This is a genomic window from Pseudomonas capeferrum (genome assembly GCF_013523055.1).
Taxonomy (GTDB): Bacteria; Pseudomonadota; Gammaproteobacteria; order Pseudomonadales; family Pseudomonadaceae; genus Aquipseudomonas; species Aquipseudomonas capeferrum_A.
In genome coordinates this window covers 58850-73162 of the sequence record NZ_JAAMQM010000019.1, presented here as the reverse complement: position 1 = coordinate 73162, position 14313 = coordinate 58850, and the positions used below count along the sequence as shown (strand labels likewise).

16 protein-coding genes are annotated in these 14313 nt (G+C 62.1%); 12 read left to right on the top strand and 4 right to left on the bottom strand.

From position 1 onward, the window contains the following. Positions 1-7: 7 nt before the first annotated feature. The gene (locus tag G7009_RS20685) at positions 8-1198 is read right to left on the bottom strand and encodes a zinc-dependent alcohol dehydrogenase (RefSeq protein ID WP_181131959.1); all 1191 of its coding nucleotides are present in this window, start codon (positions 1196-1198) and stop codon (positions 8-10) included. 192 nt (positions 1199-1390) lie between these two features. Between G7009_RS20685 and G7009_RS20680 the strand changes: the two genes are divergently transcribed. Beyond that, complete coding sequence (locus G7009_RS20680; protein WP_181131958.1) at positions 1391-1792, top strand: NUDIX hydrolase; 402 nt, start codon at positions 1391-1393, stop codon at positions 1790-1792. Positions 1793-1835: 43 nt separating this feature from the next. Here G7009_RS20680 and G7009_RS20675 read toward each other — a convergent pair whose 3' ends face one another. Next, the gene (locus G7009_RS20675; RefSeq protein ID WP_181131957.1) at positions 1836-2387 is read right to left on the bottom strand and encodes an ATP-dependent Clp protease proteolytic subunit; all 552 of its coding nucleotides are present in this window, start codon (positions 2385-2387) and stop codon (positions 1836-1838) included. A 422-nt stretch (positions 2388-2809) separates the two neighbouring features. On the opposite strand from G7009_RS20675, the gene G7009_RS20670 reads away from it, so the two are divergent. The 5 genes from G7009_RS20670 to G7009_RS20650 are packed head-to-tail and all read left to right on the top strand — an operon-like array spanning position 2810 to position 7124. Next, positions 2810-3727: a DUF72 domain-containing protein gene (locus G7009_RS20670; RefSeq protein WP_308813342.1), complete on the top strand. Its 918-nt coding sequence runs from the start codon at positions 2810-2812 to the stop codon at positions 3725-3727. Further along, positions 3724-4509, top strand: a complete 786-nt coding sequence (locus G7009_RS20665) for an endonuclease/exonuclease/phosphatase family protein (protein ID WP_181131955.1) — start codon at positions 3724-3726, stop codon at positions 4507-4509. Before G7009_RS20670 ends, G7009_RS20665 begins: the two co-directional genes overlap by 4 nt. Further along, on the top strand, positions 4506-5708 hold the full coding sequence (gene clsB, locus G7009_RS20660; protein ID WP_181131954.1) for a cardiolipin synthase ClsB: 1203 nt from the start codon (positions 4506-4508) through the stop codon (positions 5706-5708). Before G7009_RS20665 ends, clsB begins: the two co-directional genes overlap by 4 nt. Beyond that, entirely contained in the window at positions 5708-6667 is a 960-nt protein-coding gene (locus tag G7009_RS20655) for a lysylphosphatidylglycerol synthase domain-containing protein (RefSeq protein WP_181131953.1), read from the top strand. The genes clsB and G7009_RS20655 overlap by 1 nt, the downstream gene beginning before the upstream one ends. 28 nt (positions 6668-6695) lie before the next feature. Continuing rightward, positions 6696-7124, top strand: coding sequence for a hypothetical protein (locus G7009_RS20650; protein ID WP_181131952.1), 429 nt, complete (start codon positions 6696-6698; stop codon positions 7122-7124). 133 nt (positions 7125-7257) lie between these two features. On the opposite strand, the gene G7009_RS20645 is transcribed toward G7009_RS20650, so the two are convergent. Both G7009_RS20645 and G7009_RS20640 read right to left on the bottom strand, forming a co-directional pair. Then, the gene (locus tag G7009_RS20645; protein WP_181131951.1) at positions 7258-7452 is read right to left on the bottom strand and encodes a metallothionein; all 195 of its coding nucleotides are present in this window, start codon (positions 7450-7452) and stop codon (positions 7258-7260) included. Beyond that, positions 7449-7928: a phosphotransferase system, HPr-related protein gene (locus G7009_RS20640; RefSeq protein WP_181131950.1), complete on the bottom strand. Its 480-nt coding sequence runs from the start codon at positions 7926-7928 to the stop codon at positions 7449-7451. The genes G7009_RS20645 and G7009_RS20640 overlap by 4 nt, the downstream gene beginning before the upstream one ends. A 194-nt stretch (positions 7929-8122) precedes the next feature. On the opposite strand from G7009_RS20640, the gene ligD reads away from it, so the two are divergent. The 6 genes from ligD to G7009_RS20610 are packed head-to-tail and all read left to right on the top strand — an operon-like array spanning position 8123 to position 13916. Further along, the gene (gene ligD / locus G7009_RS20635) at positions 8123-10615 is read left to right on the top strand and encodes a DNA ligase D (RefSeq protein WP_181131949.1); all 2493 of its coding nucleotides are present in this window, start codon (positions 8123-8125) and stop codon (positions 10613-10615) included. Beyond that, positions 10615-10860, top strand: a complete 246-nt coding sequence (locus G7009_RS20630; protein WP_181131948.1) for a hypothetical protein — start codon at positions 10615-10617, stop codon at positions 10858-10860. Before ligD ends, G7009_RS20630 begins: the two co-directional genes overlap by 1 nt. After that, complete coding sequence (locus G7009_RS20625; RefSeq protein WP_181131947.1) at positions 10860-11900, top strand: acyl-CoA dehydrogenase family protein; 1041 nt, start codon at positions 10860-10862, stop codon at positions 11898-11900. Before G7009_RS20630 ends, G7009_RS20625 begins: the two co-directional genes overlap by 1 nt. Then, complete coding sequence (locus tag G7009_RS20620) at positions 11897-12652, top strand: PIG-L deacetylase family protein (protein WP_181131946.1); 756 nt, start codon at positions 11897-11899, stop codon at positions 12650-12652. The genes G7009_RS20625 and G7009_RS20620 overlap by 4 nt, the downstream gene beginning before the upstream one ends. Next, positions 12649-13248, top strand: a complete 600-nt coding sequence (locus G7009_RS20615) for a class I SAM-dependent methyltransferase (RefSeq protein ID WP_181131945.1) — start codon at positions 12649-12651, stop codon at positions 13246-13248. The genes G7009_RS20620 and G7009_RS20615 overlap by 4 nt, the downstream gene beginning before the upstream one ends. Next, a complete protein-coding gene (locus G7009_RS20610; RefSeq protein WP_181131944.1) occupies positions 13245-13916 on the top strand; it encodes a glycosyltransferase in 672 nt (223 codons plus the stop codon). Before G7009_RS20615 ends, G7009_RS20610 begins: the two co-directional genes overlap by 4 nt. Positions 13917-14313 lie beyond the last annotated feature (397 nt).

Sequence of the window (14313 nt, the reverse complement as noted above, 5' to 3'; positions counted from 1 at the left end):
CTCCAGTTCAATGGATGTCGTCAGAGGTGCCGGCCGGATTGATCACAACCTTGATGCAACGGCCCTGCTTCTCGTCGAACATTTCGTACGCTCGGGTAGCATCCTCGAGCGAAAAATGGTGAGTGATGATTTTCCCAGGCTCCAGTCTTCCCTCTTCGATGTGTTCCAGCAGCTCAGGCAAGTAGCGATGCACATGCGTCTGGCCCATCCTGAAGTTGAGACCTTTATCGAACGCATCGCCGAACAGCAGCCCATGGGTAGACCCCGCATACACGCCCGGGACACTGATGACCCCACCTCGCCGCACTGCGGTTATGCACTGGCGCAGAGCCTTGCCGTTGCTACCTTCGAGCTTGAGCATCGTCAGGACAGCCTCGGCGGTACTACCCCTGGCTTCGAGGCCAACGGCGTCGATCACCGCGTCGACCCCACGCCCGCCGGGTGTTTGCCGGATGATGCTGCCGGCCGGGTCCTCATCGTGGCTGAAGTCGATAGGGATGGCACCGTACTTCTGCTGGGCGAAATCCAACCTGTAACCGAACTCGTCAACGATGAACAGCTGCTCGACACCCCGCACCCGTGCGCAGGCGGCGGCCAGGAGGCCAACCGGCCCGGCGCCGAAAATGGCCAACGAAGATCCCTTGCCCACATCCGCGTTGATCACCGCCTGCCACGCCGTAGGCAGCGTGTCGGCGAGGAACAAGGCTTGGTCGCAATGCAGGCTGTCAGGCACCTTGAATGGGCCGACATTGGCCTTGGGGACGCGCACATATTCCGCTTGGCCACCGGGAATGCCGCCATGCAGCTTGCCATATCCGAATAGCGCAGCGCCCGGCGGCACCGTGATCCTGCCGGTGATGTCATGTACGGCCGTGTTGGTCGTCGCACAGGCCGCATACAACTTTTGTTGACAGAAGAAGCACTCTCCGCAGGCAATCACGAAAGGGATGACTACCCTGTCGCCGCGCTTCACCGTGGTGACCGCCGAGCCGACTTCTTCCACAACTCCCATGAACTCATGACCGAGGATGTCGCCGACCTTTACTGCGGGATTCTTTCGTCTGTACAGATGGAGGTCGGAACCGCAGATCGACGTCGCCGTCACCTTGAGAACGATGTCGTCCGGCTCTTGGAGCTTGGGGTCAGGTACGGTCTCGACCCTTACATCGGTAACACCTCGATACGTCAATGCACGCATGGTTCAACCTCCGCGGAGTAAAGGCATCCCTGTAGTTCCGAACCTTGACGACACCGTTAGGTCAATCGCTTGAAGCAGAACTGACCAACGGTAGAGTGCCGACCGAACGGCAGTCGCCAGAAAAACTAAACCCTTCGCTCTCATTGTGGCCCAAGATCAAAGAACCGAAAGATTGCCTGCCCAGGAGTTTCCATGAAACAAGCCAAGCACCGAGCCACTGTCATCTGTCGTTACGGCAAGGAAGGCGCGAAATGGCTGTGCGTCAGAAAACCCAAAGCCTCCTGGACACTCCCCGGAGGCAAGATCGAGGCTGGCGAAACTCCGCAACAGGCGGCCGAGCGTGAGCTTTTCGAAGAGACCGGCCTGCAACCCGAAGTGCTTCGTTTCCTCATGCGTTACGAATCCCCGCAACGGGTGCACTATGTTTTCGAAGCGGCCTTCGCCGACAAGCCGGCGCCCGCTGCGGGTAATGAGATCGCCGACTGCCGCTTCATGCGCCTGAAAAGGGCCCGTTCACTCAAAAGCGAAATCCGTCTGCTGATCGAGTCACTGCTTGCCCAGCAGACCGAAAACACCGTTCCGCGGCCTGAGTGAGTCACCACGCTCGACGACACCCGCTGCAATCCCTTGCTCGTTCTCATGCATGGACACTCCACTGAACGGCATCCGCCGCGATCGGCAGATCGTCTATCGCATGGATCATTCCGCTTTCCAGAGCCTCTCGAGGCCCCAGAATGCGCGGCGCGGCCATCAGGTAACGGGGCACGTCCAGCCTGTCCGCCCCACCCTCCGTCCGTTCCGCGACGATGTCCGCGTACAGGCGCAGGTCGTAATCCAGGCTCATGGCATATTCGGCCATGCGCGAGTGGTCCACAGAACCATGCAAGGTCCAGTGAAACGGGTGGAACAGGAACTTGCTGTACACGCAGGCAGTACGATGCTCCCCTGCTAGAAACAGGATATTGCCCATCGATTCCACCGTGCCGAGATTATGCGTATGCACCGCAACCGGCAACGAGAGAAGAAAGTTGTACAAGGTAAAGCCGTAGCTGCATTCGCCGCCCATGGTCGCGATGTTCAGCTGTATGACATCCGCCCCCTGCTGAAGCGCGCGCGAACAGGTATTGATCAAGTTGCCGCAGGTCGAAGAGTTGATCGGACCTGTGTAATGGATGATGTGTCTGGCCATGGTTCCTCCAGTGCAGGCGAGTCATTCCAGTGACGAGGCAGACTCCAAAAGATGCGCCCCCGCTTCGGCCGCCAAGGGCCTGCGCAAAGCGACTACCTTCCGGGGCGCGTCTTACAGCAAGCTGAGGCCCCGTGTCGTGCTGCCACACCTACAGGAGTGGAAACGCCGCGCCAGATGAAGTTCAACTTGTCCGCCCTCCTCGGCACTGCTGTCATTTTTCCTGAACCCTTGCGGTCATTTTCGGGTCGTTATTGCAAGCGCTGCAGCGCATGACAGCACCCTTTTCCATTCCCGACACGCCAGGAGACAGCAATGAGAGCAGTGGTTTTCCCTGGGTTGGGCGCAAGACGCCGCACGACCGCAGTGCCACTGCCCCCCAAGGACCCGTCATCCATCGACACGCCCATGCGAAGGAAGGCACCGTGAGCGATATTCGAATTGGTATTTCCGGTTGGCGTTACGGCCCATGGCGCAAGGATTTCTACCCTGAAGGCCTGCGCCAGAACGATGAACTGGCGTTCGCTTCGCGAACGGTGAACAGCATCGAAATCAACGGCTCGTTCTACAGCCTGCAGACACCCGAGCGTTACCGGCACTGGCATGACGAGACGCCCAACGACTTCATCTTTGCCCTCAAAGGACCCCGTTTCATCACCCATATGCGCCGTCTGAAGGATATCGAGGAACCGCTGGCCAATTTCCTTGCCTCCGGCCCGCTATGGCTTGGTGACAAGCTCGGGCCGATCCTCTGGCAGTTTCCGCCCAACCTTCAATTCGATGCGAATGTGGTCTCACGCTTTCTCGAAACCCTGCCCATCGACCGCGCGGCTGCCCGTCGGCTGGCCACGCAGTGCGCAGAGCGGTTGAAAGGAAACGCAATCGCCGACGTCGCAGGCAAGAAAGCCTTGAGACATGCCGTGGAAGTCCGCCACGAGAGTTTCCTGTGCGAAGCGTTCGTCAAGTTGCTGCGCGATCACAATGTCGCGCTGGTGGTCGCGGACAGCGCGGGCAAGTGGCCGTACGTCGAGGACGTGACGGCCGACTTCGTCTACCTGCGCCTGCACGGTGACACCGAGCTGTACAGCAGCGGCTATACCGCCAGGGCCTTGCGCCGCTGGGGTCGACGCATCGAAGCCTGGAGTATCGGCGGCCAACCCGACGATGCCCATTCGATCGTCGAACAGCCTCCGCGCAAGCGAAGCTCCCGGGACATCTACTGCTATTTCGACAATGATCAAAAGGTTCATGCCCCCTACGATGCCCGCCGCCTCCTGGAGCGTCTGCACTTGGCAGACGAGCTGGAGGCCGAGCCCGGCGTGAAACCAGGAGTCGAAACGTGAACAAAACCATGCCAGCCCCCACCTGCATCATCGACAAGGTCACGGCCGTGCGCCGCTTGAACCTACTGACCATCAACGTGCACAAGGGGTTTACCTTCTTCAACAGGCGCTTCATCCTGCCCGAGCTGCGCGATGCGGTACGCGCCACCGGTGCCGATCTGGTCTTCCTCCAGGAAGTCCACGGCAGCCATCAGCAGCATGCCGAACGGCATGCCGCCTGGCCCGAGACGCCGCAATACGAATTTCTCGCCGACAGCATGTGGCCGCAATTCGCCTATGGCCGCAACGCGGTCTATCCGCACGGCGACCATGGCAATGCCTTGCTGTCGAAATTCCCCATACTCGAGCACCACAATCTCGATGTGTCGATCCAGGGCAACGAACAACGTGGTCTGCTGCATTGCCGTCTGGACGTACCCGGCCATGATCAATTCCACGCCATCTGCGTGCACCTGGGTCTGCGCGAGGCGCATCGGCAGCGGCAGGTCCGTTTGCTGCTCGAGCTGCTCGACTCATTGCCTGCGGATGCGCCAGTGGTCATTGCCGGTGATTTCAACGACTGGCGCCTGAAGGCCGATGGAGTACTGGCCAAGCATCTCGAGGAAGCGTTCGGTCGCACCCAGGGAGCCCCGGCGCGCAGCTTCCCGGCGCGTCTGCCGCTGTTGCGCCTGGATCGCATCTACCTGCGCAATGCAACCGTGCGCAGTGCCAAGGTGCTCTCCAGCTACCCCTGGACGCATTTGTCCGACCATGCCCCCCTTGCCGCGGAGGTGAGCCTGTGAACAGACCTTGGGTCGACGGTAACGATGTAAGGCTGCTGATCAATGGCGAAGAATTCTATCCCCGTGTCTTCGAAGCCATGGCCGCGGCCAAGGAAGAGATTCTTCTGGAGACCTTCATCATCTTCGATGACAAGGTCGGCCAACAACTGCGTCAGGTCCTGATCGAAGCTGCGCAGCGAGGCGTGCGCGTGGAAATGGTCGCGGATGGGTATGGCACCGCGGATCTGCCGGACAGCTTCATTGGCTCGATGACCGAGGCGGGCGTGCGTTTCCACTCCTTCGACCCGCAGCCACGCCTGATAGGAATGCGCACGAACCTGTTCCGCCGACTGCATCGCAAGATCGTGGTGATCGATGGCGAACGGGCTTTCGTGGGGGGTATCAACTACAGTGCCGACCACCTTGGGGACTACGGGCCCATGGCCAAGCAGGATTACGCCGTCGAGGTCACCGGCCCGGTGGTCACGCAGATCCACGCCTCCAGTCGGCGACTCATGGCGCCGGTCCTGGAACCTCCAAGTCAGGTACGCCCGACCAGGCAGCCGACCGGCTCGATCAGCGCGGTGCTGGTCGAACGCGACAACCTGCTGCGGACCACGGATATCGAGAAAGAGTACCTGGCGGCGTTTCGCTCGGCGCGCGAGCGTATCGTCGTCGCCAATGCCTATTTCTTCCCGGGCTACCGGCTGTTGCGAGAGCTGCGCAACGCTGCCCGGCGGGGTGTCGAAGTCACCCTCATCCTCCAGGGGCAGCCCGACATGCGTTGGGTCCGCGCGCTGTCGCGCCTGCTCTACAACTATCTGTTGCGCGATGGCGTGGTGATCCACGAGTACTGCCAGCGGCCACTCCACGGCAAGGTCGCGCTGGTGGATGACGAATGGGTCACGGTCGGTTCGAGCAACCTCGATCCATTGAGCCTGTCGTTCAACCTCGAGGCCAACCTGCTGATCCGCGATCGCGCCTTCAACCAGCAGCTCTACGAACACCTCACCGAACTGGGCAGCCAGCAATGCAAGGCCGTCACCATGGAGCGCATGATCCGCGGCTACTGGTGGCGCGCGCCCTTGATCTTCCTGTGCTTCCACATCATTCGTTATTTCCCGGTCATCGCCGGATGGTTCCCGGCCCATCGCAAACGACTTCAATCACTGCAACCGGCGACTGAAGCAGATGTGCATTTTCACGAGGGCAAAACCTGATGGAGCGAAAGCGTTGGCTTACCTGGGGCAAGCGGGTGTTCACCGTGCTTTTACTGCTGCTGATCCCGGCTCTGTTGTACATGCTGGCTCGCAACCTGGACTGGAACGAGGTGCGACAGTCATTGAAGTCGTATGGGCCTGGCAAGCTTCTGCTCGGCTTTGCGCTTGCACTGTGCAGCTACGCCGTCTTCAGCTGCTATGACCTGCTAGGGCGCGCCTATACCGGTCACAAGCTGCCGGCGCGGCAAGTGCTGCCGGTAGCCTTCGTGTGCTACGCCTTCAACCTGAACTTTACCACCTGGGTAGGCGGAGTAGCCTTGCGTTACCGGCTCTATAGCCGCCTGGGCCTGGATACGCCGACGATCACCAAGATCATCACGCTAGGCATTCTCACCAACTGGATCGGCTATATGGCCTTGGCCGGGACGGTGTTCGCCCTGCGCTTGGTGAAACTGCCGGAAAGCTGGGCCGTGGGCGGCACCGGTCTGCAGCTGATCGGCGCGTTGATGATGGCCCTGGCCGTGGGCTACGTGCTTGCCTGTGGTTATGCCCGTCGCCGCACCTGGCGCGTGCGCGAGCACGAGATCACTTTGCCGAGCTTGCGCATGGCGCTGGCGCAGGTGGGCCTGGGCGCGAGCAACTGGACGCTGATGGCGATGCTGATCTACTGGCTGCTGCCGCACGACCTGTTCTTCCCTTCTATTCTAGGGATATTGCTGATCAGCTGCGTGGCGGGTGTGGTGGCCCATATCCCCGCCGGGCTTGGGGTGCTGGAAACGGTCTTCCTCGCGCTACTGCAAGGGCAGATCAGCCAAGGCAGCCTGGTCGCTGCGCTGCTGGGTTATCGCACGTTCTACTACCTGATCCCCCTGTTGATCGCGGTTACCGCCTACCTGGTACTGGAAAAACGCGCCAAGGCGATGCGCCAGGAAAGCAAGGCCGCGCTGCCCAAGTCCTGAAACGGGCCCAGTGCCCAGGAGGTGATCCATGCGTGCTCATGCAGTGCTCCTGCTCCTCAGCGGTCTGGCCAGCGGTAGCGTGCTGGCCGAGGCCTGCGACGTCTCTACCCGCTCTTCCAGCGCGGCCATTGCGTCCGTGGACGAGCATACCTGCTACGAATTCACCGGCGTGCCGGCCGAATCCATCAACTGGTCGTGCAGCAACGAGAGCAAGGAGATGCTCAATAGTGAAAAGCGCAAGGTGGCGCAGTGCCCGGACAAGAGCCAAGGACGGTGTACGGCGACGCTGACCCAGGAATCGCTGGCCAATCCCAAGTCGGCGGGCAGTGGCGAGCCTTCGACCCGTCCGGCCCTGTCCAAGGATGCGCGGGTGATCACGTATTACTACGGCACCGCGAATCTTGGACAGGCGCGTACGGACTGCGAGCAGAATGATGGGAAATGGGATACGGAATAGGCCGCAACGGCTTCGGTCAGTGGTGCTCGCCTGACGGCTGGTCGGGCTTATGGGCGACCCACCTGGCGGTGGGTGCCCTGGTGGACGGCGGGTCTACGCCACGGTGAGGCTGGCGCACCGGTCGAGCTACCTTTCAGATCGCCCTATTGCTCTCATCATCGTGGGGCTGCCCGGTCGAACCGCAATCGCAATCCGGCATGCGGCAATGTTCACCATTGCGGTGGCCGTTGGCGCAGGCCTTGCAGCAGTAGGCATTACCGTCCTGGGCCTTGGCATTGGCATCTACAGTGCAAGAGCACTGGCTGCAGGCACAACGTTGCTCATTCATCGTTTGTTCCTCACATCGCTATCGTTATCACCATCGGCAGGCGGCAGCGTATCATTCCAAGGCTCGCCGTCCAGCGGGTCCACATGTGCCATCTCTTCCTCGTCGAGCCCGATCCCTGCCCCGATCTCGCGGGATGAAACCTCACTCAGGTCCTGGTCGGCAGGTCCATCGCCACCCGGCTCATGGGGATCACGGGCACCGGTTTCGTCGAAGAGCGTCTCAGGACTCAGGTCATCGTCCGTCACACCGTCCTCATGGATACCCTCGCTCAAGGCTTCCCCGCCGGTCATGCCGCTACGCTCCACGCGCTCCGGGGGAAACTCCTGCTCGAGCTCGCGAGCCGGGCGTTCATCGCCGGCGCGCCCTTGATGCTCGTCGCTGTCGCGGAAATCCAGCTCTCGCATATCGCCCATGCGGTCCTCGATCGTGTCGATCTCAGGCGTCAGGCGGTCGTTCGGGTCTTCTGGCCTTGGCATAAAAGCTCTCCGTCGAATGTGTTCATTCAGTCGACTCCGCCATCTGCCGAATGATTCAGAGTTTTTGCACATCACGCCAGGTCGCCCATGGCACTTGCGGCCCCTGCCCGTTTCGTCCCGGCCCGCATACAGATTGAACTCTCTTGACCGCGTTTCCTCCCATCTAGAGACCCGCGAATCCCCTGGAGCCCGCCATGGACAAGCCCCTGCAGGAGTACCATCGCAAGCGCGACTTCAACGCCACGTCGGAGCCGACGGGCGAAAGTCGCCAGGCGAAGCAGGCGCACGCGCTGCAGTACTGCATCCAGAAACACGACGCCAGCCATCTCCATTACGATTTCCGCCTGGAGCTGGACGGCACGCTGAAAAGCTGGGCGATCCCGAAGGGCCCTTCGCTGGATCCCAAGGTCCGGCGTCTTGCCGTTCATGTGGAAGACCACCCGCTGGACTACGCCACGTTCGAAGGCAGCATCCCCCACGGACATTATGGCGCGGGCGACGTGATCGTCTGGGATCGGGGGGTCTGGGAGCCTGAAGGCGATCCGAGGGACGCTTATGCCAAGGGCAAGCTGCGTTTTCGTCTGCAGGGAGAAAAGCTCGCCGGCGTCTGGAATCTGTTCCGTACCCGCCTGGGCGGCAAGAAGGAACAGTGGATGCTGGTCAAGTCCAACGACGCAGAAGCGCGCAGCGAGTCCGAATACGACGTGCTCGAAGCCCTGCCTGACAGTGTCCTGAGTGACCGTACCCTGGTTCCTCGGTCCGCCGCCGTCGACACCGACAAAGCCATCAAGAAAAAGTCGATCAAGCCCTCTCCCAAGCGTGCCAAGGCAGACCAGCAAGCGTTGCCCGAGATGCTGCAGCCGCAGCTGGCGACCCTGGTCGAATCCCCCCCGGCAGGCGACTGGTCCTACGAAGTGAAATTCGATGGCTATCGCATACTCGCGCGGATCGAAAACGGCAAAGCGCGCCTGTTCACCCGCAACGGCCACGACTGGAGCGCCAAGATGCCGCGCCAGGTGGAAGCCCTGAGCGGGCTCGACGTGAATTCCGCCTGGCTCGACGGCGAAGTGGTCGTGGTCGATGACGAGGGCGCGGCGGATTTCCAGGCCCTGCAGAATGCCTTCGATACCGCGCGCGACGAGCAGATCAGTTACTTTCTCTTCGACCTGCTTTATCTCGATGGCGAGGACCTGCGCGACAATCCCCTGCAGGAACGCCGCGCTCGACTGAAGGCCTTGCTCGACAACCATCAATCCAAGGTCCTGAAGTTTTCCGCGGACTTCGACCAGCCGGTGGAATCCCTGCTCGCCAGCGCCTGTAGCCTGCAACTCGAAGGTCTGATCGGCAAGCGCCTGGACAGCACCTACAGCGGACGGCGCAGCAGCGACTGGATCAAGCTCAAGTGCAAGCAGCGCCAGGAGTTCGTGCTCGTCGGCTACACCGACCCCAAGGGCAGTCGAAGCGGCTTCGGTGCCCTGCTCCTGGCGCTGCATGACAAGGAAAGCGGTGAACTGCGCTATGCAGGCAAGGTCGGCACCGGTTTCAGCGCGATCACGCTGCACAGCATCCATGCACGCCTCAAGCCACTGGAAACGGACCGTCCCGCCTTGTCCAAACCGCCCACCGGCAGCGAGGTTCGCGGCGTGCATTGGCTGAAACCGCTGTTGCTGGCCGAAGTTTCCTTTGCCCAGATGACCCGTGAAGGCTTCGTTCGTCACGCCGTGTTCCATGGCCTGCGCGATGACAAGCCGGCTACCGATATCGACCTGGAGCGTCCCATGCCCACCAAAGCCGTGCCCAAGACCAAAGGGCTGGCCAACCTGCGCCTGACCCACCCCGACCGAGTGATCGACGCCAGCAGTGGCCTCACCAAGCGGGATGTCGCCGAATACTACGCCGACGTGGCCCCGTGGATCCTGCCCCACCTCAAGGCACGCCCCGTGGCCCTGGTACGCGCGCCCGAGGGGCTGGCAGGCGAGCTGTTCTTCCAGAAGAACGCGGGCCAGCTGCATATCCCCGGTATCGTCACCTACGACAAGGAGCAGGCCGGCCAGGCGGTCATGATCGTCAATGGCCCGGACACCCTGCTGGGCGCCGTACAGATGAACACGCTCGAACTTCATACCTGGAATGCGACCGACAAGGACTTCGACAAGCCCGACCGCTTCGTCCTGGATCTCGACCCTGACCCGGCGCTGCCCTGGAAGGCCATGTTGGAAGCCACCCAACTGACCCTGACATTGCTCGAAGAGCTTGGCCTGAAGGTGTTTCTAAAGACCAGCGGCGGCAAAGGCATGCACCTGGTTGTCCCCTTGACCCGGCGAGCCGGTTGGGACGAGGTGAAAGATTTTACGCACGCCATCGTCGATCACCTGGCTGGGCTGTTTCCGGACCGCCTCTCGGCGGTGTCCGGGCCCAAGAACCGGATCGGGCGGATCTTCATCGACTACCTGCGCAATGGCAAGGGCGCGACCACTGTCAGTCCCTATTCCCTGCGGGCGCGGGAAGGATTATCGGTATCGGTGCCGATCTGGCGCGAGGAGCTTGCCCAGCTCAAGGGCGCCAACCAATGGAATCTGTCGAACGTGCGCGAGCGCCTGGGCGAGGTCGATGATCCGTGGGCAGACCTTGCTTCTACTCGCCAATCCATCACCGTAAAGATGCGCAAGCAGCTGGGGTTGAGCTGATGGAGCAATTCATCGATTTGTTGCAATGGCCCGCCATGCTCCTGACGGTAGTTGCCGCCTGGTGCATCGGGTCACGCCGCTCGACCAGACGGCGCGTCGGTTTCTGCTGCTTTATCAGCAGCAACCTGCTCTGGGTCATCTGGGGCTGGCAAATCCAGGCCTGGGCACTGATAGTCCTGCAGTTCTGCCTGTGTGCGATGAATCTGCGGGGATGGAAGAAAAACACAACGGTGGAGTCGCATTGATGAGCATCTTCCAGGATTTCGACCTGGGCAGCCTGGACCGTCTGCTACGCAGTTATTCGGATCGCCCCCAGCCGTTGAATTTCGATACCCAGCTCCCCGTCCTGATGAAGGCGCTTCAGGCCGACGAGCTTGACCTCCTGCCACTGCCTGGCCACGGACAGACCTTGCAACGCTGGAAGACACTGGCTCGCGTGGCCGGTTGCGATCTGGCCCTGGCCAAGCTCTACGAGGGACATACCGACGCCTTGGCGATCCTTGCCGAATGCGCTGCATCGCGCCTGGCTGGCGACGGCCTCTGGGGGGTATGGGCGGCGGAGCCGCCGGATGCCCGCGCGGTGATCACTCACCGTGACGGCGATCAGGTCCGCCTGACGGGCAGCAAGGCCTGGTGCTCGGGCGCCATGCAGATCAACCGCGCGCTGATCACGGCCTGGACCGAAGACGGCCAGTCGCAGCTGGTGGCCATTGACTTGGCCGATGCCAGCAACCGTATCCAGGTGGACAACTGGCAAGCCGTCGGCATGGGCACCACCGCTAGCGTCGAGGTCGCCTTCGACGACTCGCCGGGCATCGCCGTGGGCTTGCCAGGCGAATACCTGTCTCGACCGGGCTTCTGGCACGGCGGGGGTGGTATTGCCGCTTGCTGGTACGGCGCCGCCGAGGTACTGGCCGAGTACCTGCGAGAGCACTGCAAGTCTCGCCAGGATCCTCACGCGAATGCCCACCTCGGTGCGGTGGATGCCGCGCTGTATGGCGCACGTGCCGCATTGCGCGACTGTGCCAGCTGGATCGACTGCCAACCCACGGCCGATGCCGGCATCGAAGTCCGCCGCTTGCGCGCTCAGGTCGAGCATGCGGTCGAGCGCGTGATCCGGCATGTCGGCCGAGCCATGGGCGCTGTGCCCTACTGCCGCAATAGCCACTTTGCCCGCCTGAGCTCGGACCTGCCGGTATACCTGCGCCAGAGCCATGCCGAGCGCGACCTGGCGGACTTGGGCGAGCAATTGACCGAGTTGCCCGACGGGGCCTGGCAGCTATGAGCGAGAATCGTATCCAAGCTGCCAGCGGCACGCCCTGGGCGCACTGGCAGCATTCGGCGCACCTGGCGCGGGCGACGTGGATCAGTGCCGATACGCTTTGCCCCCCCGGCACACGCCTGGTGGTGGTAGCGCCTCATCCGGACGATGAAATCCTCATGTGCGGTGGTCTGCTCAGCCAATTCAGCGGGCGCGAACAGGATGTCGTGCTGATCTCCGTCACCGATGGCGAGGGCAGTCACCCCGAGTCCACGCACTGGACCGAACACCGTCTGCGACACCAGCGGGTTCTGGAGAGTAGAGAGGCCCTGAAGTGCCTTGGCCTGGACCCCGCCGCGCTCGACTGGCGGCGATTGCACCTCAAGGATGGTGGCCTGCCCCGGGAAGAAGCCTTCCTGGTCAATCATCTCAATCAGTTGCTCAAGCCTGGCGACGTGCTGTTGACCACCTGGCGCGGGGACGGTCACTGCGATCACGAAGCCGTGGGACGCGCGTGCGCGCAAGCGGCCCAGGCCCGTCAGGCTCGCCTCGCGGAAGTTCCGGTCTGGGCCTGGCATTGGGCGGATGCGGAGGACGCTCGGCTGCCTTGGGCCTGTGCGCATCGTCTCCAGCTCGACGAGACCAGCCGGACGCGCAAGCGTCGAGCCATCGCCGCGCATGTCAGCCAGATGGAACCAGACGAAGACCGCCCGCCCGTCCTGCCTGCGATGTTGCTCGAATGTCTTCTGCAACCCTTTGAAGTGGTGTTTCTATGAGCCTCGACTCGCAATACTTCGCTGACCTGTACGCGACCAACGAAGATCCCTGGGCCTTCCGCACGCGGTGGTACGAGCGACGCAAGCGCGACCTGATCATGGCCACGCTGCCACGTCAGTGCTATGAACGCATTTTCGAGCCGGCCTGCGCCAACGGAGAGCTCAGCGCGCTGCTTGCCGAGCGTAGCGCGAGCCTGGTGTGCCAGGACCTCGATCCGACGGCGGTACGCCTGGCGCGCGAACGCATGGCCGGCGTGGCACATGCCAGTGTCGAACAGGCGCGTCTGCCGGGTGACTGGCCGGGCGGGAGCTTCGACCTGATCGTTCTTGGCGAAGTAGGCTATTACCTTGATCCCACCGACTGGCTACAGGTTATCGAGCAGTCGGTTGCAAGCCTGACCTACGACGGCGGATTGCTGGCTTGCCATTGGCGCCACCCGATTGCCGGGTGCCCACAGGACGGCCGCGAAGTGCATGACCTGCTTTCCAAGCACCTGCCCTTGTACCCGGTGGTGCGTCACGAGGAAGCCGACTTCCTGCTCGAATACTGGTCCTGTCAGCCAAGCGTTATCGACCTCGACGAACCGTGCCTATGATTACAGTGATCATTCCGGCACACAACGAAGCCAGACGGTTGGGGTATTGCCTGAAAGCCGTCGAGACGGCCGCCCGACAGGCACGTGACAAGGGTCATGACGTGGAAGTCCTGGTAGTCCTCGATCGCTGCACCGACGCCAGCGCATCCATTGCCCACCGCCACGGTGTCCTTACGCTCGAGATCGACGCTGGGAACGTAGGCGTGGCTCGCCGTACGGGCGCATCCTTCATGCTCGCGCGCGGCGCCAGCTGGCTCGCATGTACCGATGCCGATAGCCGCGTGCCCGCGCATTGGTTGCTCTGGCAACTGGAATGCGCGGCCGATGTCGTCTGTGGCACGGTGCATATCGAACGCTGGGAGCCTTGGCAGGATGCCGCTCTGCGGCGTCTCTACCGCAGCCGATACCAGGCGCGCGAGGGACACCGTCATATCCACGGTGCCAACCTCGGCATCTGCGCGCGCGCCTACCAAAGCGTCGGTGGTTTTCCGCCGCTCCCGGCTCATGAGGATGTGTACCTGGTGAACGCCTTGCACGCCAGCGGCGCGCGGATCGTGTGGACGGCCCGGCACAGCGTGGCGACCAGCAGCCGCCGGGATGGACGAGCACGAGAGGGATTTGCCGACTACCTGGCGAGTTTGAGGGTAGAGGCTGCGGTCGAGGTTTGAGGGGGCGGTTAGGCAATTGTATGGAAGGTGGGATTGCATGTTGGCCGCCAGGTGCATGGCGACAAATGTATAGCGACCTTGAGATCGAGCGCCGCCCGCGCGGCGCTTCGCGAGTAAACTCGCTCCCACATTTGTTGCAACGCGCCATGGCCTGTGAGAGAGGAGTTGTCAGCCTTTAATGCTTGGCTGAAGATTGCATAAAGGCTGCTGCTACCCCCTCGATCTCTTTGTTGTACACACAAGGCTAAGAACTCGGCCTATCAGGCCATGGCACACTGCAACAAATGTGGGAGCGAGTTTACTCGCGAAGCGCCGCGTGGGCGGCGCTCGATCTCAAGGGCGCTACAAAAGCCATGACAGACACCTCGCGAAGCGCCACGCGGGCGGCGCTAGATCT